This window comes from Gottfriedia sp. NPDC057948 (assembly GCF_042887255.1).
In the GTDB taxonomy this organism is placed as follows: domain Bacteria; phylum Bacillota; class Bacilli; order Bacillales; family Bacillaceae_G; genus Gottfriedia.
In genome coordinates, this window is the sequence record NZ_JBHVPN010000003.1 from 289585 (window position 1) to 315205 (window position 25621).

The 25621-nt window shown below is 30.3% G+C and carries 23 protein-coding genes and 1 other RNA gene; 7 read left to right on the forward strand and 17 right to left on the reverse strand.

Annotation, left to right across the window (positions count from 1 at the left end; genetic code table 11):
- Positions 1-96 precede the first annotated feature (96 nt).
- The 4 genes from ACFVRR_RS07985 to ACFVRR_RS08000 all read right to left on the reverse strand — a co-directional run bounded on the left by ACFVRR_RS07985 (position 97) and on the right by ACFVRR_RS08000 (position 5078).
- Entirely contained in the window at positions 97-282 is a 186-nt protein-coding gene (locus tag ACFVRR_RS07985) for a hypothetical protein (RefSeq protein ID WP_056466479.1), read from the reverse strand.
- 69 nt (positions 283-351) lie between these two features.
- A complete protein-coding gene (uptA, locus tag ACFVRR_RS07990; protein WP_387326930.1) occupies positions 352-954 on the reverse strand; it encodes an undecaprenyl phosphate transporter UptA in 603 nt (200 codons plus the stop codon).
- Positions 955-1110: 156 nt separating this feature from the next.
- Positions 1111-2745: a peptide ABC transporter substrate-binding protein gene (locus ACFVRR_RS07995; RefSeq protein WP_387326753.1), complete on the reverse strand. Its 1635-nt coding sequence runs from the start codon at positions 2743-2745 to the stop codon at positions 1111-1113.
- Positions 2746-3446: 701 nt separating this feature from the next.
- Positions 3447-5078 carry a peptide ABC transporter substrate-binding protein gene (locus ACFVRR_RS08000; RefSeq protein ID WP_387326756.1) on the reverse strand — a complete coding sequence of 544 codons (1632 nt, stop codon included), beginning with the start codon at positions 5076-5078 and terminating at the stop codon, positions 3447-3449.
- Between the two features lie 388 nt (positions 5079-5466).
- Between ACFVRR_RS08000 and pssA the strand changes: the two genes are divergently transcribed.
- Positions 5467-6201, forward strand: a complete 735-nt coding sequence (gene pssA, locus ACFVRR_RS08005; RefSeq protein WP_387326759.1) for a CDP-diacylglycerol--serine O-phosphatidyltransferase — start codon at positions 5467-5469, stop codon at positions 6199-6201.
- A 311-nt stretch (positions 6202-6512) separates the two neighbouring features.
- Complete coding sequence (locus ACFVRR_RS08010; protein ID WP_387326762.1) at positions 6513-7451, forward strand: metal ABC transporter substrate-binding protein; 939 nt, start codon at positions 6513-6515, stop codon at positions 7449-7451.
- Positions 7452-7676: 225 nt separating this feature from the next.
- Here ACFVRR_RS08010 and ACFVRR_RS08015 read toward each other — a convergent pair whose 3' ends face one another.
- The gene (locus ACFVRR_RS08015; protein ID WP_387326765.1) at positions 7677-8960 is read right to left on the reverse strand and encodes an MDR family MFS transporter; all 1284 of its coding nucleotides are present in this window, start codon (positions 8958-8960) and stop codon (positions 7677-7679) included.
- A gap of 193 nt (positions 8961-9153) precedes the next feature.
- On the opposite strand from ACFVRR_RS08015, the gene ACFVRR_RS08020 reads away from it, so the two are divergent.
- Positions 9154-10203 (forward strand): YkvI family membrane protein, encoded by a 1050-nt coding sequence (locus ACFVRR_RS08020; protein WP_387326768.1) that lies wholly within the window; start codon positions 9154-9156, stop codon positions 10201-10203.
- Here ACFVRR_RS08020 and ACFVRR_RS08025 read toward each other — a convergent pair.
- The 4 genes from ACFVRR_RS08025 to ACFVRR_RS08040 all read right to left on the reverse strand — a co-directional run bounded on the left by ACFVRR_RS08025 (position 10200) and on the right by ACFVRR_RS08040 (position 13746).
- A complete protein-coding gene (locus tag ACFVRR_RS08025; RefSeq protein ID WP_387326771.1) occupies positions 10200-10568 on the reverse strand; it encodes a DUF3979 family protein in 369 nt (122 codons plus the stop codon). The genes ACFVRR_RS08020 and ACFVRR_RS08025 overlap by 4 nt on opposite strands.
- A gap of 162 nt (positions 10569-10730) precedes the next feature.
- Entirely contained in the window at positions 10731-11108 is a 378-nt protein-coding gene (locus ACFVRR_RS08030; RefSeq protein WP_069031962.1) for a hypothetical protein, read from the reverse strand.
- An 81-nt stretch (positions 11109-11189) separates the two neighbouring features.
- A complete protein-coding gene (locus tag ACFVRR_RS08035) occupies positions 11190-13355 on the reverse strand; it encodes a DNA topoisomerase III (RefSeq protein WP_387326774.1) in 2166 nt (721 codons plus the stop codon).
- Positions 13356-13521: 166 nt separating this feature from the next.
- Positions 13522-13746 (reverse strand): hypothetical protein, encoded by a 225-nt coding sequence (locus ACFVRR_RS08040; RefSeq protein ID WP_097978844.1) that lies wholly within the window; start codon positions 13744-13746, stop codon positions 13522-13524.
- Between the two features lie 303 nt (positions 13747-14049).
- On the opposite strand from ACFVRR_RS08040, the gene cspD reads away from it, so the two are divergent.
- Both cspD and ACFVRR_RS08050 read left to right on the forward strand, forming a co-directional pair.
- Positions 14050-14247, forward strand: coding sequence for a cold-shock protein CspD (gene cspD, locus ACFVRR_RS08045; RefSeq protein ID WP_056466512.1), 198 nt, complete (start codon positions 14050-14052; stop codon positions 14245-14247).
- A gap of 165 nt (positions 14248-14412) precedes the next feature.
- Positions 14413-14658: a DUF2564 family protein gene (locus tag ACFVRR_RS08050; RefSeq protein WP_097978845.1), complete on the forward strand. Its 246-nt coding sequence runs from the start codon at positions 14413-14415 to the stop codon at positions 14656-14658.
- A 60-nt stretch (positions 14659-14718) separates the two neighbouring features.
- On the opposite strand, the gene ACFVRR_RS08055 is transcribed toward ACFVRR_RS08050, so the two are convergent.
- Together ACFVRR_RS08055 and ACFVRR_RS08060 are read right to left on the reverse strand one after the other, a co-directional pair.
- Positions 14719-14907, reverse strand: a complete 189-nt coding sequence (locus ACFVRR_RS08055; RefSeq protein ID WP_387326779.1) for a zinc-finger domain-containing protein — start codon at positions 14905-14907, stop codon at positions 14719-14721.
- 13 nt (positions 14908-14920) lie between these two features.
- Positions 14921-15577 carry a reverse transcriptase-like protein gene (locus ACFVRR_RS08060; RefSeq protein ID WP_387326782.1) on the reverse strand — a complete coding sequence of 219 codons (657 nt, stop codon included), beginning with the start codon at positions 15575-15577 and terminating at the stop codon, positions 14921-14923.
- A gap of 132 nt (positions 15578-15709) precedes the next feature.
- On the opposite strand from ACFVRR_RS08060, the gene ACFVRR_RS08065 reads away from it, so the two are divergent.
- Both ACFVRR_RS08065 and ACFVRR_RS08070 read left to right on the forward strand, forming a co-directional pair.
- Positions 15710-16090 carry a reverse transcriptase-like protein gene (locus ACFVRR_RS08065; RefSeq protein ID WP_387326785.1) on the forward strand — a complete coding sequence of 127 codons (381 nt, stop codon included), beginning with the start codon at positions 15710-15712 and terminating at the stop codon, positions 16088-16090.
- Between the two features lie 16 nt (positions 16091-16106).
- On the forward strand, positions 16107-17042 hold the full coding sequence (locus ACFVRR_RS08070; protein WP_387326788.1) for a DMT family transporter: 936 nt from the start codon (positions 16107-16109) through the stop codon (positions 17040-17042).
- 6 nt (positions 17043-17048) lie between these two features.
- Here the strand turns inward: ACFVRR_RS08070 and ssrS are convergent.
- The 6 genes from ssrS to ACFVRR_RS08100 form a co-directional block, all read right to left on the reverse strand.
- Positions 17049-17231: non-coding RNA, 6S RNA (ssrS, locus tag ACFVRR_RS08075), on the reverse strand.
- A gap of 48 nt (positions 17232-17279) precedes the next feature.
- Positions 17280-18113: a sulfurtransferase gene (locus ACFVRR_RS08080; protein WP_387326791.1), complete on the reverse strand. Its 834-nt coding sequence runs from the start codon at positions 18111-18113 to the stop codon at positions 17280-17282.
- Positions 18114-18134: 21 nt separating this feature from the next.
- Positions 18135-21731, reverse strand: coding sequence for a dynamin family protein (locus tag ACFVRR_RS08085; RefSeq protein WP_387326793.1), 3597 nt, complete (start codon positions 21729-21731; stop codon positions 18135-18137).
- Between the two features lie 288 nt (positions 21732-22019).
- Entirely contained in the window at positions 22020-22523 is a 504-nt protein-coding gene (locus tag ACFVRR_RS08090; protein WP_387326796.1) for an isoprenylcysteine carboxyl methyltransferase family protein, read from the reverse strand.
- Positions 22523-23614 (reverse strand): type III polyketide synthase, encoded by a 1092-nt coding sequence (locus tag ACFVRR_RS08095; protein ID WP_387326799.1) that lies wholly within the window; start codon positions 23612-23614, stop codon positions 22523-22525. Before ACFVRR_RS08095 ends, ACFVRR_RS08090 begins: the two co-directional genes overlap by 1 nt.
- Positions 23615-23899: 285 nt before the next feature.
- A complete protein-coding gene (locus ACFVRR_RS08100) occupies positions 23900-25429 on the reverse strand; it encodes a carboxypeptidase M32 (RefSeq protein ID WP_387326802.1) in 1530 nt (509 codons plus the stop codon).
- Positions 25430-25621 lie beyond the last annotated feature (192 nt).

Consider the following 25621-nt stretch of genomic DNA (forward strand, 5'->3'; position numbering starts at 1 on the left):
CCATTTTCTAATAATCAAAGGCTTTTAGCAGCTATTTTAGTGAGCATTTATACTATTCACAAATAAAGAAAAAGGCCACTTATAGTGACCTATTTTTTAGTATCCGCTTTTATAAAAATAATGCATATCACTTAATTCATCAATGTATTGATAAACTTCTAACTGACTTTGTAATTGCTCTTTTGTATGTAATGAATAATCTTCCGTATTCAATTGATTTTGAACATTTGAAAGAGTATTTGATAAATCTGATTTTAGTGCATCATATGACATAGAATACATAAAATTCATCCTTCCAATTGAAATTTATCATATTATATGTAATATAATGTAAAACAAATCATATTTATTTTATTTTCTACCTTTTCCCACTAATTTTTTTATTAAAAAATATACAACAAATAGGGCAATCGCTATAATGATTAACATGGGTGTATATGGAGCTAAAACAGATTTAGCAGTTTCCCAATTTTTACCTAATTTCTCACCAATTTTGATAAAAAGTATAGACCAAGGAATGATTGCAAGAACTGTATAAAGTGTAAACTTACTTATTGGCATCTTTGCTAATCCCGCTGGAATCGAAATGGCATGTCTAACAACTGGAATAAAACGAGCCGTAAACACTACTCCAACGCCATATTTTGAAAACCATTTTTCAGCTAAATCAAGATGATGTTTATTAATTAGAATATATTTACCATATTTTTCAATGATTGGTCGACCACCAAAATAACCTAACCAATATAAAAATAATTGTGCAATAGTTCCCCCAATCACACCTGCTATTACAGCACCTACAAAATTTATATGCCCTCCGGCTACAAGATAACCAGCATATGCTAAAACAATCTCACTCGGAATAACTTCGATCATTAAGCCTAAAGCTACTCCTAAATATCCTAATGATGCAAAAAATTCTAATATTTGATGTATGATATTTGTCAATAGAATCCCCCTCTCTAATACAACTTGTACTACAATGATAATACATAGCAAGATAAAATATGTCAAAATAAAGAAATACAAAGGTGAATGTATTATTACATATAAAAAAAGGCTGTCCAAGTCAGTGACCTGACATTAGAACAGCCTTTTATCATTTCTTAATTATTTAATTACAACGTTTTTGTAAGTGTAATCTGGTCCGAATGCATGCTCAATTAATCCAGTTACTTTTGGCTTCATTAGGTATGCGATCGCACGTTGATACATTGGAAGAATTGCCGCATTATCTTGAACTAAGATTTTCTCAGCTTGTAAGAATGCATCAGAACGCTTAGTTGGATCTAATAAGAAATCTGAACCTGCTTGAGAGATTAACTTATCATACTCTGGATTAGAGAATCCCATTTGGTTGAATGGGCTTTGACTTGTCCACATATCGAAGTATGTCATTGGATCTTTATAGTCTGGACCCCAACCGCCCATTGAAATATCATAATCCTTTTTAGAGTTTAAATCTAATTGTTGAGCAAATGGTACTGATTTAATGTTCATTTTTAAGCCTGGTAAGTTTTTAGTTAACTCACCTTGTAAGTACTCAGCTATTTTTTTAGATGTCTCTACATCTGTACCTAATAATTCAATACTTACTTCTTTTTTACCGATTTCTTTTAAGCCTTGTTCCCATAATTTCTTAGCGTCTGCTGGATCATATTTCACAAGTTGTCCAGATGCATCACGGAAGTCTTTACCATTAGCATCTAAGAAGTTACTTGGAGCTAGGCCATATAATGGTACTGAACCGTTATTTAAAATTACGTTTGTAATGTCTTCACGATCAAACGCTTCATTTAAAGCTTTACGGATGTTTACGTTTTTAAGAGCTGGATTTTTCGATTCGTTTACACGTAAGAAAAATACGGTTGGCTCTTTTGTAGTTCCATAGTCTGGATTTGATTTATACTTGTCTACAAACTCTGCCGTTAAACCTGCACGATCAACTGCACCTGATTCATAAAGGTTTACACCTGTTGCAGGGTCTTTTACGATTTGGAAGTTGACTTCATTTAATTTTACGTCTTTAGCATCATAATAGTCAGGGTTTTTCACTAATTTATAACTTACCTCATGTTTCCATTCTTTTAACTCGAATGGACCATTAAAAATTAAATTAGATGCTTCTAACCCGTAGTTTTTACCTTGAGATTCAACAAATTTTTGATTTAATGGTAAGAATGTTGGGAAAGTTACTAATGAATCAAAATATGGAATAGCTTTTGCTAATTTAACTTCTAAAGTTTTATCATCAACAGCTTTAACCCCTAATTGATCAACTGGTTTTTTACCAGTAGTAACGTCTTCACCATTTTGTAACACATTTAACATGAATGCATACTCAGATGCATTTTTTGGATCTGCAGCACGTTTCCATCCGTAAACGAAGTCTCCTGCAGTTACAGGGTCACCATTAGACCATTTAGCATCACGTAAGTGGAATGTATAAGTTAAACCATCAGCTGATTTATCAAAAGATTCTGCGATACCAGGTTGTACAACATCATCTTTACCTAACGTGTTTAGACCTTCCATAATGTTACCTAAAACGTTGAAAGATTCAGCATCTGTACTAGTACTTGAATCTAAACTTGGTAGTTCAGCTCCGCCTAGTAAGTTTAATACTTGTGGTTTTGCTTTTGCTGTTTCTTTTTTACCTTCATTTGATTTGTCTGAGTTACATGCAGTTAAAAGCATGCTCACAGCAACAGATAAAGATAGAAAATACGATACCTTCTTTTTCATTAGATTGCCTCCCCAAAATTAAACAATTAGACTTAAAAACTATTAAAATATTCAAACAATTTACATTGTCCGAATAGTTAATAACCTTTAACTTACTTTTTATTTTACATACTTTTTAGAAAATATCAACAAAAAATCGACATTTTTTTCAAAAAAATTAATAAATTTAAATAAATCTTTACTTTTTTGTAACCAAAAGCTACATTTTGAAGTATTTTTTTGCATATTAAATCAAAACCATTAATAATTGCCCCAATTTAAATAAATGTTTAAAGATGGACAAATATGTATATTTTTTTAAAGTTTCAAAAAAAATTAGTTTTAAATTTAATTTCTTCTCTATTCATACTCAAAATAAAACAGGATCCAGCAAAGTAATCCTCTGGACACCCTTTAAGATTTACTTTTACAGCTTTACCTATACAGAAAAAATGAAAAAACCTTTTCTATCACAGTTGTTTATTAATCCTTTTGTAGGTCAAAATTAATATCGAACATTACTTCATTAAACTTATCAATTTTAAAAACATTAATAGATCATTCCAAAAAATGATATTTCATTATTATAAATGTTCTTTTAATGTCCGTTTCCTCTATTGACAATTTTATATTTCAACAATCTGAGAGAAAATTCCTTTTTTTATACCAAAAACTTCCTAAAAAAAGAGAAGTATGATCCCTTCTCTTTTTGTTTAATACTATTATTTTTTGTTAGATGCCCATTTGTAAGAGAAATCTCCGCCAAATTTGTGCGCAATAATACCTTTAACAGAATCTTTTTGTAAATATGCACGACCGCGTTGGTAAATAGGAGAAATACCAGCTTCATCCATAATTACTTTTTCAGCTTCAATCATATCATCCCAACGTTTTTGTGGGTCTGCTTCTTTCTTAGCAGCATTTACAAGCTGATCATATTGTGGATTGTTGTATGCCATTTCATTGAATGGACTGTTAGATAAGAACATATCAATAAATGTCATTGGATCTGGATAGTCTGGACCCCAACCTGAGAATGAGAAGTCATAATCTAATTTTTTCTCGTTATCAAGTTTAATTTCAAACGGTTGTGGAGCTACTGTAATTTTTAAACCAGGTAAATTCTTCTCAAGCTCACCAGCTACATACTCAGCAGCTTTTTTACGAGTTGTATCATCATAAGAAAGCATTTTTAGCTCAAATGTATCTTTACCAAGTTCTTTTTTAGCTTCTGCCCATAATTTTTTAGCTTCTTCGACATTATATTTGTTGAAATCTCCATTATGATCACGGAAATCTTTTGAATCTGGTCCTTTTACCCACTCAGAAGGTACTAACCAGTATGCAGGTTTAGAACCATCATTTAAAATCGAAGATGTAATTGCTTCTTTATCATATGCTAAGTCAAATGCTTTACGAGCTTTAGCATTTTTAAAGATTGGTAGTTTTTCATTGAAACGGAAGAATACTAAACGAGCATCTAATTGAGTTTTGTATTCAGGGTCATTTTTATATTTATCAACGTACTCAGAATCAAGCATTACTTTATCAATATCGCCGTTTTCATATAAGTTAACTGCAGAAGAAGTATCTTTAACTACATTGTATTTAATTTCATTTAACTTAACTGAATCCTTGTCCCAATATTTTGGATTCTTCTTTAAAGTAAAGCTTTCCTCATGCTTCCAGTCACTTAAAGTAAACGGACCATTATATAATTGAGTATTTGCTTCTAAACCGTATTGATTCCCTTTAGACTCAACCCACTTTTGATTTTCAGGTAAGTATGTCCCAAAAGTAGTTAATTGTAAGAAATAAGGAGTTGGTTGTTCTAGTGTTACTTGTAATGTTTTATCATCTAGTGCTTTCACACCTAATTGGTCTTTTGGCATTTTACCATTGAAAATTGCTTCAGCATTTTTCACATAGTATAAAATGAATGAATATTCAGATGCAGTTTTTGGATCTACAGCACGTTGCCAACCATAAACGAAATCATTAGCAGTTACTGGCTCACCATTTGACCATTGTGTATCACGTAAATGGAATGTATATGTTAAACCATCTTTACTAATTTCAACCGAATCTTTCTTAGCAACACCATCTACTACTGCGTCACCCTCTCCTAAACGAAGTAAACCTTCATTTACGTTGTTTAAAACTTCGAATGACATTGAATCAGTAGTTTTTGCTGAATCCATTGAAGGAATCTCGGTAGTTGTAGTTAACCTTAACGTTTGCTTCTTATCCTTCTGTGAGTTAGTTGCCGTTTTTTCTGTGTCTTTGCCACAAGCCGCTAGTACCGTACTTAGTACCAATAAACTTGAAACTGTTGTTGCTAATCTACGCTTCATTAGAGCACCTCCATATATTAGTGATTATTCATTTTATAATTTACTTATTTTTCTGAAAAATCACTTTTTACTTTTTCAATATACTACATATTTTTCAGAAAAAAAAGTATTTTTTTAATATTTAATTTATTTTTTATTAAATTCCCCCAAATTCCTAGTTCAAATATCATATTTTTTATTAATTTTAGTGTAGTGCAATATGATTGTAATACTATTCACATATTTTATCGGTGCAAAATACGACAAATTTTATATGACTTTATGTCGATTCTAGAAACATTTTATGAACTTAATTATTAGATTCCATTATTACTAAATTTTGGGTTATAATATATCTTATTGAATTTGAACATATCAATTTTTTATATCAATTTTAGGAAGTGAATGTATGATAAGAAAAAGTATTCCAAACCTATTTACTCTAGGGAATTTATATTGTGGGTTTCTATCGATCGGCTTTGCCGCTAAAGGAGAATTTAGAAATGCTGCAATTCTTATTTTAATAGGAATGATGCTCGATAGTATGGACGGTCGAGTTGCTAGAGTTTTAGGCGTCCAATCACAATTAGGAAAAGAACTAGACTCTTTAGCTGATATAGTTACTTTTGGAGTTGCACCTTCCTATTTGGTATTTTGTACACAATTTTCAACTGAAGGTATCTTTGGTCTAGGAATTGCCGGTTTATTCCCACTGTTTGGGGCATATAGATTAGCAAGATTTAATGTTACACCGATTTCAACATCACTAAAATATTTTACTGGAGTACCAATTACAGCAGCTGGTGGTCTTGTTGCCTTTTTGACATTATTTGGAAGTCGAATACCGCAAATAGTCATCATAACAGTTTTTGTTGCATTAGCATTCTTAATGGTTAGTAGATTAAAAATTCCAAGCTTTAAAGATATTCCGATTCCTAAATATGCTACAATTATTACGATTTTTTTAGGATACGCATTATATCTAGTATGGCATGCTAAAAAAGAACAGTGGCCATTCTTTATTTATATAGCAATTCCGCTTTATATCTTCTTTATTTTCTTTCAATTTTTCAAAAGTAAAAAGAAACAATCAAGTAATGAAAATAAGAAACCACGTAAATTCCGTTTAAAACGAAAGTCTTAATAAAAAGTATGTTTTGATGTATTTTTTCATCAAAGCATACTTTTTTTTATTTTTTTATCCACTTAAATCGCATTTTTCTTGCACATTAATAATTACTGTTCTATAATGACAAAGGATTAAATCGTATTTATTACGATTTTGAATATTTTATTAAATTATGTACCTAATTGTTTGATAAGAATGATCTTACATTTTTTTTAAAGTATAAAAAGGAATGATTACGAATTAATTAAATTTTTTTAACTTTATTCGTTTATTAACAACCTCATTATAAAATACTAAAATGATTAATTTTTTAGGGAGAGAAAAAAATGAAATTTAAAAAATTAGCAATAACGACTTTGCTATTAACAAGTGCAGTTCTGTCAGCTTGCAATAAGGACACACATCAGCAAAGTACTAAAAATAAAAACAAACTAACGATTTATACAACCATTTATCCCCTTCAAGATTTTGCTGAAAAAATTGGTGGTAAATACGTTGATGTACATTCCATATACCCTACTGGTGTTGATACTCATGATTTTGAACCAACTTCTAAACAAATTGTAGAAATCGCAAACTCCGATTTATTTGTTTACAATGGTGCAGGTATGGAACCTTTTGCAGATAAAATCAAAGATACACTTAAAAATAATCATGTTGCAATCTTAGAGGCAACTAAAAATATCGAATTAATAAAGTCAAACGAAGAGGAAATTCAAGAAGATGAAGATCATCATGACGTTGATCCCCACGTTTGGTTAGATCCATCTCGTGCAAAAATTGAAGCACAAAATATTAGAGATGAATTAGTTAAATTAATGCCAAAAAACAAACAGTACTTTGACGCAAATTATGATAAAATTGAAAATCAATTTGATGAACTTGATAATGAATTAAGAAATTTAGTTTTACATTCTGCACGTAAGGATATTGTCGTTTCACATGCAGCTTATGGATATTTGGAACAACATTACGGAATTGAACAAATCCCAATCACAGGACTTTCCCCTTCTCAAGAGCCATCACAGAAGGATTTAAAGAAAGTTGTTGATTTTGTTAAAGAACATCATGTTAAATATATTTTGTTCGAAACGTTTGCAACACCTAAAGTAGCAACAGTTGTAAAAAATGAAACCCATGCTGAAATCTTAAGACTTAACCACCTAGCAACTATTTCAGAAGATGATTTAAAGAAACATAAAGATTATTTCGACTTAATGCAAGAAAATATAGACACACTAGATAAGACATTAAATAACCGTTAAAAAGAGGACCCAATCTGTTGGGTCCTCTCAGACTGCCCGAAAACGCTCGCTTTCTTCGTTGCTTCGCCTGTCTGCGGTGCTCATTACCGTCTAGGGTAACTCCGCTCCTCATCAGGCTTCGCGCCTCGAAAGACAAACGCTTGCAATCAGTCTGAAACTCAAGTTTTTTGTACTTTGTCTACACACTAAGAGGACCCAATCTGTTGGGTCCTCTTTTACTACTACTTATCCTACCTTCATATTATCAGTAAACGGTTCAGGTTTTTTCTTGATTTCTTTAAACATCAATTCAAATAAATATGCTCCAATCAAGGCTAGGATCGAAATTATGCTAAATGTCCATTTATATCCAATTAGCCCAGCTAGTGGAATCGTTAATGGTGCAATAGTTCGTCCTAGTGACCATCTTAAGCCTGCTGCTGCAAAATACTGTCCACGTTGATTTTCAGGGGCAATTTTTGCAATAAATGAGTTCTGATTTCCTACAACTAATATCTCACCCAAAGTAAAGAGTGCCATTGCAATAAAAATAACATAGGCTGATAGCGTGAAACCGAACAATAACATAGATAAAGCATAACAAACTGATGATGCGAAAAATAGAAATCTTTCATTAAACTTATTGGCAAATTTCGTTATTAAAACTGTAAATAATGCTACGATTAAACCGTTTTCGGCTATGACCCAGCTAAATAATGTTTCACTATTTGTCTTTAAAGTAAAATCGCTAAAACTTAATAATGTTTGAACAGGAATACTTTCTTTTATATAAACCGCTAGTAATAAGTCTAATTGAGTAAAAGTTTGAGAGATTAATATACCCGCTGCAACAAATAAGAAAAAAACCTTATCAGTAAAAATTACACGATAATTTTTTACTTGTTTAATTAAAACTTTTGAAATAGACGCTTCTTTTTCTTGTCTTACAGAGTCTGGTAATGACTCCTTTATTAATAGTAGAATCATAAAAGCGACAATTAAAAAGATCAATGAAGATATAGTAAATAATAAAAATCTTGCTTTAAAAAATAAAATACCACCAATAATTGGACCGATCACTACATTAATATTTATCATCGTATAAAAAACAGCAAAGACTAAGTTTCTTTCATCTTTATCCTCAACTGTATCTGCTACCATGGCCGAACTTGCTGGATTATATAGCATTCCTGTGACACTAATAATTGCAAATCCTAAAAAAGTTAGCCATGGAGAATTTAAAATTGGTGAATTTGCAATTGTTAGCAAAATCATTCCTCCAGCTTGAATGAAAGCTGAAATGACCATCATTCGTTTTCGGCCATACGTATCAGCCAAATATCCACCGATTAAATTTGCAAATACTCCAACAGCTTGAGAACACATAAGTAAAATCCCTGCTGTCACTTTACCTAATTCTTCAGCAAAATAAATTGCTAAAAATGGTAAATACATCCAAAAGAATAATCCAAAGAAAAACTCAGCAACGAGTCTAATCTTCATATTAAAATTCCATTTAAGTATATTCATGATGTCCGTCCCCCCAACCTTCTCACTTTAACATAATTAAAAAAATGCGTAAATTGAATTTTAATTGTACTTCCTTCTTATATGTGTGTATAAATGCATTTATTTGATTTGTTTGAAACTTTTAACTAAAGGAGCATGTCTATTTTCCTAAAATGTATCATACAATTTAGTACTACATTTAGGAGGACTTCCTATGAAATTCAACTTTAGTAAAGAAGCTCGAAATATAGCCTTTACGTATGTCGGAACAGTGATTGGAGCAGGTTTTGCCACGGGTAAAGAAATTGTAGAGTTCTTTTCAATTAACGGGGTATATGGTGCAATGGGGATCCTTTTTGCCACTATATTATTTTGTTGGTTTGGAACTAAAATTATGACAATTGCTCATACATATAAATTAAATTCTGCTCAGCAATTTAATGTACTTTTGTTTGGAGAACTCGGAGGAAATATTATTAATGGGCTATTATTCTTTGTTTTAATTGGCGTTACTAGTGTCATGTTGTCTGGTGCTGGAGCTGTATTTAAAAATTACTTACATTTTGATTCATTTATCGGCTCATTATTATTTATCATTTTGACTTTTATGGTTTTAAGAAAAGGGACAAGTGGTTTATTCAGTCTAAATAATACGGTAGTCCCAATTATGTGTGCTTTTATCGTCGCAGTTTTCATCAACTCACATTTACCATTTACGATGCATGAAATAACACTAGACCATATTCTTCCTTCTATTAATTCGCTAAACTATACAGTGTTTACAAAACCAATAACCTATGTTTGTTTAAATATGGCGTTAGCCCAGGCTGTTTTAGTACCGATTGGTTTTGAGTGCAAAGAAAAATCTTCTATTGTACAAGGCGGTGTATTAGGCGGTCTAATATTAGGCACTATTTTATTACTAATTCACCTGAACGTATCAGGTGTAACCAATTTTCAACAATATGAAATTCCAATGGTAGAAGTAATCAAAAAAATCCATCCAATTTTCTATTATTTTTTCCTAATGGTTATTCTAGCTGAAATATTCACCACACTAGTAGGGAATATATATGGGATGTCTAGACAAATTAATTCATATATCCGATTAAATACAAATTTAGTCGTTATCTTATTATTAATTTGTTGCTTATTTATTAGCATTATTGGCTATGGACCATTATTAACATTCCTTTATCCACTTATTGGTTGGATTAGTTTTCTTGTAATCCTAACCTTACTAAAACCAAAAAAATCATCTTAATCGCAATCATCACAAACTTCATAATATAAACCAAATTCAATGTGTAACTTTGGCTTCCATTGAATCTTAAACATTCTGCTTTGCCAACGTTCTAATACAAATTGAATTGAATTTTCATCATGATCGTTTATTAAAATCATTTGATGAACTTGTAGGCTTTTTACTGAAAAGCGATTTTCATTTTCGATAAACCAATCAATCGTTAACTCATCGTATTCATTTATAATAAACTTAACATACGTGCTCGGTTTATCTTTCAGACTCATCTCGCTAAATATTCCATCGTCAGTCACAATAATCGGATAATCACCTTTATCATTTTTTTCTAATTTTATTTGAAAGGTATTTTCTAAAAAACAAATCATTTTGTCACCTTCTAATTTATGATATGTTGATAGTTTAACAAATAAAGACAGGAAAAGACAGGAATATGCCGGTTCAAAAGATCTCGTTAGACTGGTGATACTGAATTTTTATCCTTAAATTGAAAAAGGATTACTCTTAAATCAAAGAGTAATCCTTTTTATTTATTTTCGATTGTATAAAGCTTTATATTTAGACCATGTATTTCTTCTTTCTTTCATTAAACTAATGAATTCCGGTTTACATTCATCTAAATTAGTTAACGCTACAAGTTCGTTATTTTTCCATTTTGTTACAATACCTTCTGTAGTATAAATTAAGTATTGGTATTCTAAGTAACTTCCTAACGTTGATAAGCTTATTTGTTCAAAAATATTTTCTGCAAAACTGTTAGAAAATGATACACATACTGGCCTAGTGCCCACTCGATCTAAGTCAAGTACATGTACAATTTTCCGATTACAGTCTATACATAATGAATAGACGGAAGGAACAATTCCACCAGTTAGAAAAACTTGTTCATTGCTATAGAATTCCTTCACTCTAATCCTCCTATTATCATTGTATATAAGTATATGCAATAAAAAATAGAATTGACTAGTTAAATTACATTATGCCTCACTTTATTTAATGGAATTTTGGATAAACATAATCTTCCCTGATTCATTAAATTTTAAAGAAGCCTCAAATTCTTTGCCATCCTTTGAAAATCCTTTAATAACTTCTGTGGTCTCATTGTTTAATAACTGCTTCATTAACGCCTTTGTAATTGTTTTTCCTAATATTTTTTTTGAAATTGTAACTCCACATTTTGTTTTTTGGAATTGATCGCACCCATAAAACGATCCTTTATCGATCATTTTACCACCACATTTAATACATTTTCCAACACTAGTTGATTTTTTCTTCGGACCAAACTTCGAACTTTGCATCTCTTCAATTTTAAACTCTGAAAAATTCCATATCTTCTCGTTTTCATATGCATCAAGAATTATTTTTTCAGTTAATTTTTTGGTTTGTTCCATGAACTCAAGACTACTTGCTTTTCCTTCTCCAATTTCACTTAATCTCTGTTCCCATTTTGCAGTCATTTCAGGTGAAGTTAAAATATTTTCCCCTAGAGCATAAATTATAAGCTTCCCCTTATCTGTAGCAAAAACTTGATTTTTCTTAACTACAATATATTTTCTATTTTTTAAAGTACCAATAATACCAGCCCTAGTTGCCTCAGTACCTAATCCTTCAGTTTTATTTAGTATTTTCGTTAATTCCGGATTATCAATATGTTTTCCGGCAGACTTCATTAATGTTATTAATTGTCCCTCTGTATATCTTTTAGGTGCTTGAGTTTTCTTTTCTTTTACCTCTACCTTTTTTACAATTCCTTCTTGCCCAGTTTCAACAATGGGTAAATTTTGTTCTTCTGTATTTTTTTCTTTTGTTTTTTCAAATATGACTTTACGCCAACCTTCTTGAACCATTATTTTCCCTTTTGAAATAAAAGTCGCTCGCCCGTCTACTAACGTATGAATTGTTGTATAATCAAAAATTGAATTAGGATAATGTGCACTAATTAATCGATTTACAATTAGTTCATATATTTTCAATTCCTCATCATTCATTTTATGGATATTAGGTACTTGCTCAGTAGGAATAATTGCATAGTGATCAGTGACCTTTTTCTCATTAACATAGCGACTATTATTTAAGATAGATTGATTTGGCAGTGGAAAGAATTTTGAAAATTGCTCAATATTTTCAAGTTTCTTCAATATATCTGGGAGCATCATTGCTTCTTCTTTCGTAATAAAACTTGAGTCTGAACGTGGGTATGAAATATTCCCTTTAACATAAAGTTTTTGTGCAATCTCGAGTGTTTTTTGTGGTGAAAATTTATATTTACTGTTTGCATCTGCTTGGAGTGCCGATAAATTATATAGAAAAGGTGGTTGAAACTCTTTTCTTTCTTGCTCAATATCGGTAATTTTTACATTTTTATTTTCACAAAAGCCAGCAATTTTTTCAGCTAATTCCTTTGACATTATTTTAGATTCTGATTCGTTATGCCATTTTCCAAAAAACTTTTGCTTATCAAACTGAAAAGTAGCAAAAACCTCCCAATAAGGTTCAGAATTAAACCTTTCAATCTCAAGTTCTCTTTTGACAATAAGAGCGAGTGTTGGTGTTTGAACTCTTCCTAACGAAAATACATCCTGGATTCCTTTTTTTTGTAAGTGTAATGAATATACTCTTGATGCATTCATGCCAACTAACCAATCAGCACATGCACGGCTATACGCCTCAAAGAATAAACTTTTGGTTTCACTTTCATCCAATAGTTGACTAAATCCTTTTTTAACAGCATTTTCTGTTAATGACGAAATCCAAAGTCTTCTCATTGGCTTTTTGTTTCCAGCTAAATTTAAAATAAGGCGAACGATATGTTCTCCTTCCCGTTCACAGTCACCTGCAAGAATTATTTCAGTAACCTCATCTAAATGCACTAAGTTCTTAATGATTGAAAATTGATCCCATTTTCCTTTTGAAACTTTATGCCCAAAGCGATTGGGTATAATTGGCAAAGTATTTAATGACCACTTTTTCCATTTTTCATCATATTCTTCAGGTGATAATAACTCACATAAATGCCCAATAGCCCAAGTTAAATAAGCACCTTTTGGAAAAAACTCGTTAGGTTGAATGACTAAGAACCCTTTTTTCTTTTGAAACTTAAAAGGGGCTGCAAGCTTTAAACCTTGATCAGGCTTTTCGGCAATAATTAATTTCATTTTCTTCCTCACATTTTAAACTAATTTTTGTATCACTTTTTTTGTTAGATATAGTCATTATATAACTTATGTAATGGTAGGGAAAGCAGTAAGAAACGAAAAAAAGGCAGTACCAAAAGAATTCATTCTCTTGAACTGCCTTTACTTCTCTACCTAATTAGACTTTTTAACTACACGCTGGATTACGAGGTATCTGAATAAATTCAACCTCTTCTAATATTTTAATTCGTTTTGTTACAATGACAACAAAGTTAGCTGTCCATATATATTGAGGAAAGTTATTTTCGTCAACCATCATTGCTTGAAAAGTATCATTCATCATTTCTTCAAATTTTTCCTCTGTGATTAAATCATTTTCAATATTAAATTCAATCCATTCACAATGAATCATTTTCATCTCTCCGTCTCTATATAAAGTGAAATCAAGATTTATTCTTAATCGTACTTTAAATTACTTCTTTGATTGTAGTATATCATGCACTTTTCTAATTGTGAATAATTTCACAAATTCATTATAACTTTTTATTTTATTTATGAAATTTTTAAGTCAATTGAATGTATATTTTGATATTAAGCGCTTACTTGACTTATATTCTTAATAGTTGTATATTAATTTCAACATTTATTATTAACAATATTAATAAATGGAAATTCTTTCGCGCTTCATGTGCAATGTTTTAGGAGGAAAAGAAAAATGCAAGGAAAAGTTAAATGGTTCAACAATGAAAAAGGTTTCGGATTCATCGAAGTTGAAGGTGGAGACGATGTATTCGTACATTTCTCAGCAATCCAAACTGACGGATTCAAATCTTTAGAAGAAGGTGCTGAAGTTTCTTTTGACATTGTTGAAGGTAACCGTGGACCTCAAGCTGCTAACGTAGTAAAGCTATAATATAAACTTGACTACATAAAGGACTGATTTTATCAGTCCTTTTTTATTTTTCCAATGAGATTATAATAAGAATTATTCAGTATACTCAAACAAAAAAAATCCTCTCGCTTTTCATGATTCCTATTTTATTTGGGAATACTACGAAGTGAAATAAGGAGGGTGTTTATGTCAAACTTTAATAATTTTGAGGATGTTGAAATGAAAGTTAAAGCTGCTCAAAAGCTTGTGGGCTATGCAACAATGAGCATGGACGAGCAACAATTAACAGATGCAACAACTGCAGTTTCTCAAGCAAGAGAACAGCTTGAAAAAATGAAGGGCCTTGCTACTGATTTAGATGATGAGTTTTTAAAGAAACAAGAAGAAGACTTAATGCAAATTGAGCAACAAATAAGAGAAGCTCAGATGTAATGAAAAAGAAGGTGCTTTTATTAGCACCTTCTTTTTTAAGTTTAATTTAGTTAGGGCAAGTTAACAGTCATAAGTTAATTGCTTACCGATCGTTTTTATTTTTTCTCCAATTGTACATTTATTAATACAAAATGATTGTGCGAATTTTTGACTATGGTCTTTTCTAAAATGTTTATAGACAAAACAGCCATCACAATAAGTCTTCATTAAAGTATCTATTTCCTCCAAGATTTCTTTACGTTCCATCATTCAATTCACCTCTTCATGTAACTTCAATCGTACTTATTATCTTATTCCCTTTAAGTGCTTGCGTTGCTAAATTATGAGCTTCTTTATTATCATTACGTTTAATAAGTTCTAATTGTAAGGTTAATTTTAAGGTTTTACATTTTCTTTCAATTCGATTTAAGAATCGCTCATGTTGTTCTTCATAACAAGGCCAATCTCCAGTTAATTGATTAATGACTACTTGTGAATCTCCTTTAATAACAATTGTTTGTCCTGTTATATTCATTTCCTCTATTAATAAGATTGCATTTTCAATCGCAGCAAACTCCGCTTCATTATTTGTCAATAACCCATCTAATTTTTCATTAAACCTTTTTCGATAGTTTTTACCATTTTGACTAAAGTATAAGCATACACCTATTCCAGATAGAGATGTTGATAGATCAAATCCACCGTCAAAAAATATTGAAATATTATGAGGCTCTTCTTCGAGTTCTTTTAAATACTTTATTACTTGTTTTTTCGTCCACTCTGTGTCGAATTGATCTAAAAAAATGATTTCTTTTGTTCTACCTGTACTTTCAAAATCTTCCGCTAAAAGTAACGCTTCTTTTATTTCTAGCCAATCAGTTTCAAGTGTAATTTGATATTTCTTTTTGGTTTGATACTTCCAACTGATCTTTATCTTCATCCGACACACCTCTTCTTTTATTTATTTTAGACTTGCTTTAGTTGAATATAAATTACTTCATTTCATATTTTAAGTTTTCATTTTTTTGAATATATACTAAAATGGTAGATATATAAGTGTTGGAGGTTTACTATGATTGAAGTTTATATTGACGGAGCTTCCAAAGGAAATCCCGGGCCTTCAGGTGCAGGTATTTTCATAAAAGGAATTAAAGAACCTGTTTTTTTAAGTATTCCATTAGTTTCAATGTCTAATCATGAAGCTGAGTTTCATGCATTGCTACTTGCACTAGATTATTGTGTCAAAAATAATTTAACAATAGTTTCATTCCGTACGGATTCAAAAGTCGTTGAAGAAAGTATTGATAAGAAATATTCGAAAAACGATTTGTTTATTCCTTTATTAGAGAAATCACTTAAGTTGATCGATCAACTTGAACTTTTCTTTATTAAATGGATTCCATCAAGCGGAAATAAGGTTGCTGATGAACTTGCTCGAAAAGCTATAAAATAAAAAAGGAATGGACGATATGAAAAATAAATTAATCGCTTTTTCTTCTTTACTCTTTGTGTCCTTCATTTGGGGTTCTTCGCTTTTCATTGTTAAAGAAACACTTAAGTTTGTCCAACCATTTACATTTAATGCATTACGATTTATAGTAGCAGCAATTGTATTATTTACAGTTCAGACTTTATTAAATCGAAAAAATAATAAAAGATATCGCGGAAAAGCTGGTTATATTTTCCCTGGAATCGTTATAGGATTATTTTTATTTCTAGGTTTTGTATTTCAAACATTTGGATTACACTACACGTCTATATCCAAATCAGGTTTTATCATAGGTATTAGTGTTGCGATTGTTCCTTTTCTTTTATTCTTTAAATATAAGAAAAAAACTACTTTACGGGAAAATGTATGTGCAATTATTGCCTTCATCGGATTATTTTTATTAACACTATCAACAAATTCTAAGTTTAATTCTGGTGATATTATTTCCTTTTTCAGTGCAATTGCGTTTGCTCTTCATATTATTTATTCAACGATCTACTCACCTAGTTATAATTCACTACAACTGGCAACTGTACAAATTGCTTTTGTAGGTTTAGCCTCTTGGACATTTTCTTTAATCTTTGAAGATTGGCAAGTCATTTTCAATCATGCATTATGGACAAATAAATTTTTTGTTTTTTCCATTCTATCTACTGCAATTTTTTGTACCGCTGCAGCATTCTTTATCCAAATGTTTGCCCAGCGTACAATAAGTGCGACTGAAGTAGGGATTATTCTTGCTACTGAGCCAGTTTTTGCAGCGATTACTGGGTATTATTATGGTGGAGAAAGATTACAAGAAATTGGTTTATTCGGTTGTAGCTTGATTTTAGTTTCTACAATTGTAACTCAAATTAGAAAGAACAAAAGTAAAAAGCAATTATATAAAGAAGAAAAAACCATTCACAAAATGTGAATGGTTTTTTTTCCCGCAAATGCCGTTGTTCCTTTTATGTCTAAGTAAACCGAACTCCAAGGTGGATGTCCTCACAAGTAACGCTCATCCTCCTATATGTAGGCACGATGTTGTTACTTAAATATCGGTCTTCCGGTATACAAATCATTGGTTTAAGACATAAACTGACAACGCACACAGCAGGTTTTGTTAATTTGTATTCTCATTCTATACCAATTAAAACTATTTTGCAACTAATTATTTATTCTTATTCACAACATTTTCCTCATAAGAAATCCAGTCACTAAAACTTCCCGGATAAAGTTTTACATTCGTATAGCCAGCTTCAAGTAATCCTAAATAATTAACACAACCTGTGACACCTGAACCACAATAAACAACAGTTTCATTGTTATTCTTAAATGGTTTAAAAAGAGTTTGTAATTCTTCTTTTGTTTTAAATTCTCCGGCTTCATTTAAAACATCTTTCCAAAATGAATTTTTTGCTCCAGGTATATGACCAGCAATTCGGTCAATAGGTTCAAATTCGCCAATATATCGAATAGATTCTCTAGAATCAATTAAATTGTAATCCTCTTTTTTACCATTCTTCTTAACTTCATTCATCGAAGTAATCATATACTCTTGAACATTAATCTCGAATTTTTTTGGTAGTACTTCTTCAATTTTAGAAGTTACTTCAAAATCGTTTTCCAACCATTTTTTATAACCACCATTTAAAACAAACGTAAACTGATGCCCTACTAAATTACATAAAAACCAACATCTTGCGGCATTATCATTCGTACCATCGTCATAACAAATAACAATCGTATCATGATCAATCCCTAGATCTCCTAAAAGATTTCCAAAATCATTTAAATTAGGAAACGGATGTCTGCCTCCATGCTTTTGTACAGGACTAGATAAATCATTATTTAAATCAACATAACGAGAAAGCGGAATATGATTTTTTTGATACTCACTTAAACCATATTCAGGATTTGACAATTGAAATCGACAATCTAAAAATACAACATTTTTATTTAAGCGCAATTTATGTGCAATTGTTACATCAATAATATTTTTCAATTTTAATTGTCCACCCTTATATTAAATTAATTTTTTGAATAAGTTTAAAACTTTTTCATCTACTACTACTTCATTTAAGTTTTCTGTTGCTTTAATTGTTTGTTGAACATCATTTTCGATTTGAGTGCTACAGTTGTGCAGTACAGAATTTAAAGCATCAACATATTGAATGTGATAATGCTCTGCAAATAAGCTATTCATATTTGCTAAATAGTCTTTTAAAGGTGTTCTCAACTCATTAATGCATTCATCAATCATAGTTTCTTTCATGTTTTCAACAAAAAAGCTTTTCGGATTTTTGAAGTAATTCTTTAAACTTTCAAAACGATCTACATTAATAAATTGATCAGGATTTTTTATCGTAACTGGTAAGATCTCATTAATTTCACTTTTTTGAACGATAAATTCAGATTGAATAGAATGTATTTCACCAATTACTCGATCTTGCGACATTGAAATTTCATTCGTTAAAAATTTCTCTAATCTAAATCCTGTTACTCTTAATTCCTTTAAAATCTCTTCCAGTATTTCATAGATAAATTCACGAATTTTAGTTACAAATAATTGTTTAATATTTTTTGTTGTATTATTGAAAATGCTTGGATTAAAGAAATAAGGGAATAAATCTCGCATCCTTAATTCGATACGCTTTTCGATGAAGAAAATCAATTGTTCGTTTTCTTTCATAAATGCTCTTGGTAAATTAATAGGTTCTGCATTTTTAATCGTTTCTTTAACTTTTTTCTGAATTTGCTCAAGTTCGTTGAAGAATTGATCTTTTTCACGTTTTATTCTTTCAAAACGATTAATCGTATCACGTAAGATTTTTTCAATTGTTAATAGGTCATTAATAAAAGTTTTAAAGACTTCATTCGCAATCTCAAATTGGAAGAAATTTTGGATTTTCGTATTTAATTTCTTATAATTATTCTGGATTTCTAAATTTAACTCTGAATCACCATATCCCTTCATCTGAAGCATACTTGAAATTGCAAAAACTGATGGGAAACGTACTCCTAATTTCGTTAATTGGTTAATAAAGAAATTTTGCACGATTTCGATTTCGTTTTGATCCTTTGCTAAATCCGAAGCATTTAACACAAAGTAAACTTTATCACTATCAAAGCTTTCTCTCATTCGTCCGATTTGCATTAAGAAAGACTCATCTTGACGTGTAAAGGCATGTTGATAATGTGCAACATATAGAATTAAATCAGCTTTTTTCAAATAGTCGAATGCTAGTTCAGTATGTCTTGAATGGATACTATTTCCCCCAGGCGTATCCACTAGTACGATTCCACTTAACGTGATCTCACAATCAAAATAAACTGTACTTTCTTTTACAAAACACGCTCTATTTTCTTCACTTATAACACTTACATACTCACTTAAATCATATCGCTTAGTTGTACCTAGTAAGCTTCTCATTTCTTCATAATTTTGACATACGCTTTCTGCATAAACGAAAGCATCAGTAGGGATTTTATCCTTTTGTTTCTTAATTAAATTTTGAAGGGTACTAAACCATTCTTTTTCATTTGCTTCCACGCCCCATTTTTTGAAGAAATCAAGAAACTCTTCTTTTAAAGATTCTTCCGATTTATAACTCACATCAGCTTTTTTATTACCAGATTCAGCTGTTGAGCGTTTAATCTTACAAATTGCTGCTGTTGTTGGGTGTGGAGAAACAGGTAATACACGATCGCCAAGTAAAGTATTTATATACGATGTTTTTCCAGAACTAAACGCTCCGAATAATGCAATTGTGTATTCGTTTGATTTTATTTGATCTCTTTTTTCTTTTAGAATACCGATTTTACTCTGGATAAATTTATTTGAAGTTAATTCGTCTAATATAAAATCAGCAACTTCATATTTAGCTTGAATTTCTTCGTTTGAATATTTTTTTGAATTAGTTTGTTCAATGTCAATAATAAGTTCTTCTTTTATTTCCGGTGCTTGAACAGTTAAGATTTTGTGATTAATTAATTCACTTACTGATATTAAAGTAGGCTTAATTTCTGGCAATTCTTGATTCATTACTTGATGATTATTTAAAATCGTCTTAATTTCTGAGACCATATGTGAAATTTTTTGATTATTAAACTCTAATTCATCAAATCCATCTATTTTTGATTGTAAATCATTCTTTTGATTTTTTAGTTTTAGAATAGTTGATTCATTTTGTACCCTAAGTTCCTTTGAAAGTGTATAAATAAATTCAGCAATACTTTTACGATATACCGCCTTAATTCCTTCACTTACTTCCTTCGTATACTGTAATAAATAGTTACCACCTGTATCAATCAAATGAGATGGCTTTGGACAAATTACATCTTCACTCAAATTAGGCTCTAATATTTTATCAAAGTCACTGCTATCAATGTTATTATTTTCAATTTGTTTTACAGTTCGAATTGCTGCTTCTTTTACAAAATACTCAATTTGTTTATTTGTTAATTCTTGTACCTTGTAAATAAATTGACTTTTAGATTCACGTAAAGAATTTTCAAGTTTTTTTCTAGATTGAAATAATCCTTTATTTTGCAATGCCTTTTCTGATTCTAAATATTTTGATGCTAATTCTCTCATTTCAAATGGTGTAATGTTTGAATTAGTAAGGACTTGTTGTGTTGACTGTAAACAATTTTCCTCAAATGTTGAAACTGATGTTTCAATAACTTCAATTTCATTATTTAAATCATTATATTGTGATCTAATCTCATCAGCATTTTGATCGAGATCAATGTAATCGTTCTCAAGTTGTTGTATTTGTTCATTCATAATTGTTAAAAAGCTTGCATAGTCATTTTCAATTTGTACTACATCTTGATGACTGTATAAGTCATTTAAATAATTAATAAACTGGTTATATTCGTTATTATCTACAGATTTATCTCTTGTAGAAATATAAAAAACTTGTAAGTTGCCTAATCCTTGTTTTTTCAAGTTTCCAATTACACCATGTTTAAATTGTTCAAACGTCAATTCTGTTTCATCGTGTTTATCAATACATGTAATAACTAAACAAACTTTATTATTTTTTTCAACTAAATTATGAATAAAATCAATATTAGTTTTCGAATGAACATGTTGATAATCCATTAAATAGAAAATACTATCCGCTAGATGAATGACTGAGTTTGTCGCCTCTAAATGATCCATATCTGTTGAATCAATTCCAGGAGTATCAATTAAAACAGATCCAGTTGGAATTTTAAATAGTTCTTGTGCCCACTCGAGCTCAATAATTGAACCACTATCAGATGCTAATTTTTTTAGTTCATCTACTTGAATATCCTCTTGAATCTGATACATTTCACCATCTTTAAGCGTAATTAACATTTTACTTTCGCCATTTTTTAATTTTACAACGTTTGCACTTGTAGGTATTGGGCTTGTAGGTAGTTTTTCTACTTGTAAAAGATCATTTAGTAAAGATGACTTACCAGCAGAAAAATGCCCACAAAATACGTAATAACTTTCCTTATTTTGTATTTTGTATGCTAATTTTTTTAATTGAAATAATTCCTTCGAATTTCCTTGTTCAGAAAGTAAATTGATCCCTGAAGAAACCTTATTCAGTATTTCCCCTCTGTTAATCTTAGTGTTTTGCAACGTGATTTCCCCATTTCATGTCATACTCAAATAATTTCCCTAGCATTATTTTATCCCCATATATATTAATTTGGAAGAAGAATGTATAGGCATATGCATATAAAATAAAAAAAACTAGGTAACATCACCTAGTTTTGAACTTGTTTAAGTACATATTTAGTTAATAAAAAGTATAAAAGAATTGTAGTTGACACAAATCCAAGAACCATTTGACGCACAACCTTCCGAAGTTGATAATGATTTTCATTCTACATTAATCATAATCAGTTATTTTCCATTTGTCAATAACTATTCGATTGATTGTAAAAGCGCTTTATTTTCTTCTCGGATTCTTACTTTTAATAAAATTAAATTACAAACAGAAAAGATTACAGTTGTAATATACGCATGAAACATAATAGGTATTACTAATAATTCAATGGTAACGATCATGTAATTTGGATGCTTGATATATTTATAAAGACCACGTTTTACTAATTTTTCATTAGGTAGAATAATGATTTTTGTATTCCATCTTTCCCCTAACGTTGAAATAACCCATACCCTTGCTAATTGTAATATGATAAAAACGATAAGGAGAAAGGTAAAAAATCTAATTTCTAAATAATGAATGAAATAATTCTCAATTAGAATTGAAATAAAAAACATGCTATGTAATATGATAAAAAATTTATAATGCTCTTGACCAAATTCAAGTGCGCCTCGCATTTTTAATTTTTTTTCATTATTCTTTGCTATACCTAGCTCAATCACTCTTTGTATGACGATGAATAAAAAAATAATCTTTAACATTAGCATTCTACCCACTTTAACAATGATAACTCTGAACTAAATCCTGGTCCTAAAGCACAAAGAAGACCGTACTCATTCGTTTTTCCTAACTTCATATACTCACTTAACACAAATAAGACAGTACAAGATGACATATTTCCATATGATTTTAAAATATTTAAGGAAATTCCGATTTTCGCTTCGGAAAGTTCTAATGAATCGATATATGCGTCCAATACTTTTTTTCCACCAGGGTGAGCAATGAAATGAGCTACATCCCTTATTGTTAGTTCATTTTCCGTTAAAAAATTTGAGACAACTGGATGTAACCAATCTTTAACGATTGTTGGTATATCTCTTGAAAAAATGACAAATAAGCCATCATTCCTAACATCCCACCCCATTACGTCTAATGAATTTGGCATTAGAGTTGAATTAGTTTGTTCAATTGACGGTAAAGATTTATGGATCGTTCGATTTTTCAAATCACTCTCATCGCCAATAACTAGAACCGCTGCTGCTCCATCAGCAAATAATGAAGTTCCTATTATATTACTTTTGGAAAGATCTTCTTTTTGAAATGTTAAACTACATAATTCAACTGCAACAAGTAAAATATTTGACTTTGGATGGGCTTTACAATAATCAAATGCTCTAGAAATTCCACTAGCACCACCGGCACACCCTAAGCCCCATATGGGTATTCTTTTAATCGAAGAATGAAATGGCAGGATATTTGCGATATGAGCATCAATTGTAGGGGTTGAAATACCAGTTGAAGAGACAAAAATAATTCCATCAATTTTGTCATATTGAATTTCCGAAGATAGAAATTCATTACTATTCAAACAATTTTTAATAGCTTCTATTGATAATTCAATTGAGATTTCAGTGTAAGCCTGATTTTTTTGCTCAAAGCTATGTTCTTCGCTATACCAAGAAAGCTCCTTAGAAATAAATCGACTTTGAATCTCACCATTTTGAAATACAGATAATAAGCGATCAATTGAAGGATATCTTTTCAAAAAAAGCTCTCGAATAAAAGGCACTATATTTTCCTGATCGATTTTATATTTTGGTACAGCTTTCCCAACAGATAAAATTAAAGGCATAATTTCCCACTCCTTATAGTCATTACCTTTTGTATTAATTTGGAAAATTATTCTTTAATACATGAAAAATCCTAGAGTGGAAATAAGATGCCATTCAATAAAAAAAAGACAATTCACTATTCATTCATGGACCATGAACAAATAATAAGAATTGTCTAAGCGTTTCAAAGGAGTTTTCTTTCTGTTGTGCAGTTTTAGTATATCTCATTTTACTCGAATCTACATTCGCAATTATTTCCATTAAAATGCTTCTAAAATAAAGCCTACAACATTTCTAATTCACAATTATGATTTATTTACTTCTTCCAACTCATACAATTTTGTATATTTTGATTCTAAATAATCAACAAAATATTTCACATTTAAATCTTCACCAGTAACGTCCTTCAATATTTGTTGCGGTTCCTTCATTGCACCATATTGATGAATATTCACTTTTAACCAATCAAGAATTGTTTGAAAATCATTGGTTTCAATTAATTCACTAAAATTTGGTAATTCTTTTTCCATTGTTGCTTTAATTTGAGCAGCATACATAGCACCTAATGCATAAGTTGGAAAGTATCCAAAATGTCCCATTGACCAATGTACGTCCTGTAAAACACCTTCTCGATCAGTTTCAGGAATTATTCCTAGATACTCCGCCATTTTTTGATTCCAAATTAAAGGGAGCTCTGAAACCTGGATTTTGCCATCTAATAAATCCTTTTCAATTTCATAACGAATCATAACGTGTAAAGGATAAGTTAATTCATCAGCTTCAATACGAATAAATGAAGGCTTACTATTATTTATCACTTTATAAAATTCATCTAAAGTAACATTATCTAGCACTCCATTAAGTTGCTCTTTTAATTTTGGATAATTTGATTTCCAGAACTCATAACTTTGTCCAATAATCTTTTCATATAAAAGGGACTGAGATTCATGAATACCTAAAGACGCTCCATGGGCAATCGGTAAACCATCCAAATCTTTGGAAATATTTTGCTCATATAGTGCATGACCACATTCATGAATTGTACTAAAAATGGCTTTTTCAAAATTATTTTCATGATATTTCGTTGTTACTCGAACATCACCTAAATTAAGAGAAGTAGCAAAAGGATGTGGAGTAGGATCTAATCTTCCGGCATCAAAATTATAACCAAGAGAAGTTAATAGTTGTTCACATATTTCTTTTTGTTTTTGCGTCGAAACGAATGCTTTCATCTCTTCTTTTTCAAAATTTTTCCCACTAGTCGATACAGCTTTAACAATCGGTACTAATTTATTTCTTACTTCTGAAAATACTTCGTCTAGTTTATTTACAGTCATTCCAGGTTCATATTGATCTAAATATGTATCATATTTACAGTCTTTATATCCTAAATATTCAACGAACTTACGTTTATACTCAATTATTTCAGTTAAATAAGGTTCAAATTTAGCAAAATTATTTTCTTCCTTCGCTTCTGCCCAAACACTTTCAGAAATTGCTTGGCATTTAACAAATGCTTCAAACTCATCAACTGGTATTTTCGTATTTTGATCGTATTGCTTTCTTAAATATTTTACTGTTTTTTCAACTTCTAATGAACATTTCCCTGCACTAATGGCTTCTTCCATTGTTATTAAATAATGAGCCATATCTTTTGAAGTACTCATTTTAAAAACATCGGCTGATAATTGACTAATTACATTTGAACGCTGACTTACAGCATTTTTAGGTGCACCTGTTCGAAGATCCCAATATAATACACTAATTGCTTCTTCAATGTTTAACATTTTTCTTACATAATCTAAAAACGAAGCCTCATAATCTTTTAAGCTCATCAAAACACCCACCTTTTAAAATCAAATTTTCAAGTCAGCTAAATAGTAACATAAAAAATATGTGGATAAATAAGAATTGTCTTAATTTTCAAATAATATTTCTCGACAAAATGAATATTGTTCAGTAATTTCGTAGATACTACTCAAGTATTTTTTAAATCATCACAAATTTATATCCTGAATATTCCTTGA

Coding starts and splice junctions, on each gene's coding strand:
- ACFVRR_RS07985 (WP_056466479.1), bottom strand. CDS start 282: ATGTATTCTATGTCATATGATGCACTAAAATCAGATTTATCAAATACT.
- ACFVRR_RS07995 (WP_387326753.1), bottom strand. CDS start 2,745: ATGAAAAAGAAGGTATCGTATTTTCTATCTTTATCTGTTGCTGTGAGC.
- ACFVRR_RS08000 (WP_387326756.1), bottom strand. CDS start 5,078: ATGAAGCGTAGATTAGCAACAACAGTTTCAAGTTTATTGGTACTAAGT.
- pssA (WP_387326759.1), top strand. CDS start 5,467: ATGATAAGAAAAAGTATTCCAAACCTATTTACTCTAGGGAATTTATAT.
- ACFVRR_RS08010 (WP_387326762.1), top strand. CDS start 6,513: ATGAAATTTAAAAAATTAGCAATAACGACTTTGCTATTAACAAGTGCA.
- ACFVRR_RS08015 (WP_387326765.1), bottom strand. CDS start 8,960: ATGAATATACTTAAATGGAATTTTAATATGAAGATTAGACTCGTTGCT.
- ACFVRR_RS08020 (WP_387326768.1), top strand. CDS start 9,154: ATGAAATTCAACTTTAGTAAAGAAGCTCGAAATATAGCCTTTACGTAT.
- ACFVRR_RS08025 (WP_387326771.1), bottom strand. CDS start 10,568: ATGATTTGTTTTTTAGAAAATACCTTTCAAATAAAATTAGAAAAAAAT.
- ACFVRR_RS08035 (WP_387326774.1), bottom strand. CDS start 13,355: ATGAAATTAATTATTGCCGAAAAGCCTGATCAAGGTTTAAAGCTTGCA.
- ACFVRR_RS08040 (WP_097978844.1), bottom strand. CDS start 13,746: ATGATTCATTGTGAATGGATTGAATTTAATATTGAAAATGATTTAATC.
- cspD (WP_056466512.1), top strand. CDS start 14,050: ATGCAAGGAAAAGTTAAATGGTTCAACAATGAAAAAGGTTTCGGATTC.
- ACFVRR_RS08050 (WP_097978845.1), top strand. CDS start 14,413: ATGTCAAACTTTAATAATTTTGAGGATGTTGAAATGAAAGTTAAAGCT.
- ACFVRR_RS08055 (WP_387326779.1), bottom strand. CDS start 14,907: ATGATGGAACGTAAAGAAATCTTGGAGGAAATAGATACTTTAATGAAG.
- ACFVRR_RS08060 (WP_387326782.1), bottom strand. CDS start 15,577: ATGAAGATAAAGATCAGTTGGAAGTATCAAACCAAAAAGAAATATCAA.
- ACFVRR_RS08065 (WP_387326785.1), top strand. CDS start 15,710: ATGATTGAAGTTTATATTGACGGAGCTTCCAAAGGAAATCCCGGGCCT.
- ACFVRR_RS08070 (WP_387326788.1), top strand. CDS start 16,107: ATGAAAAATAAATTAATCGCTTTTTCTTCTTTACTCTTTGTGTCCTTC.
- ACFVRR_RS08090 (WP_387326796.1), bottom strand. CDS start 22,523: ATGTTAAAGATTATTTTTTTATTCATCGTCATACAAAGAGTGATTGAG.
- ACFVRR_RS08095 (WP_387326799.1), bottom strand. CDS start 23,614: ATGCCTTTAATTTTATCTGTTGGGAAAGCTGTACCAAAATATAAAATC.
- ACFVRR_RS08100 (WP_387326802.1), bottom strand. CDS start 25,429: ATGAGCTTAAAAGATTATGAGGCTTCGTTTTTAGATTATGTAAGAAAA.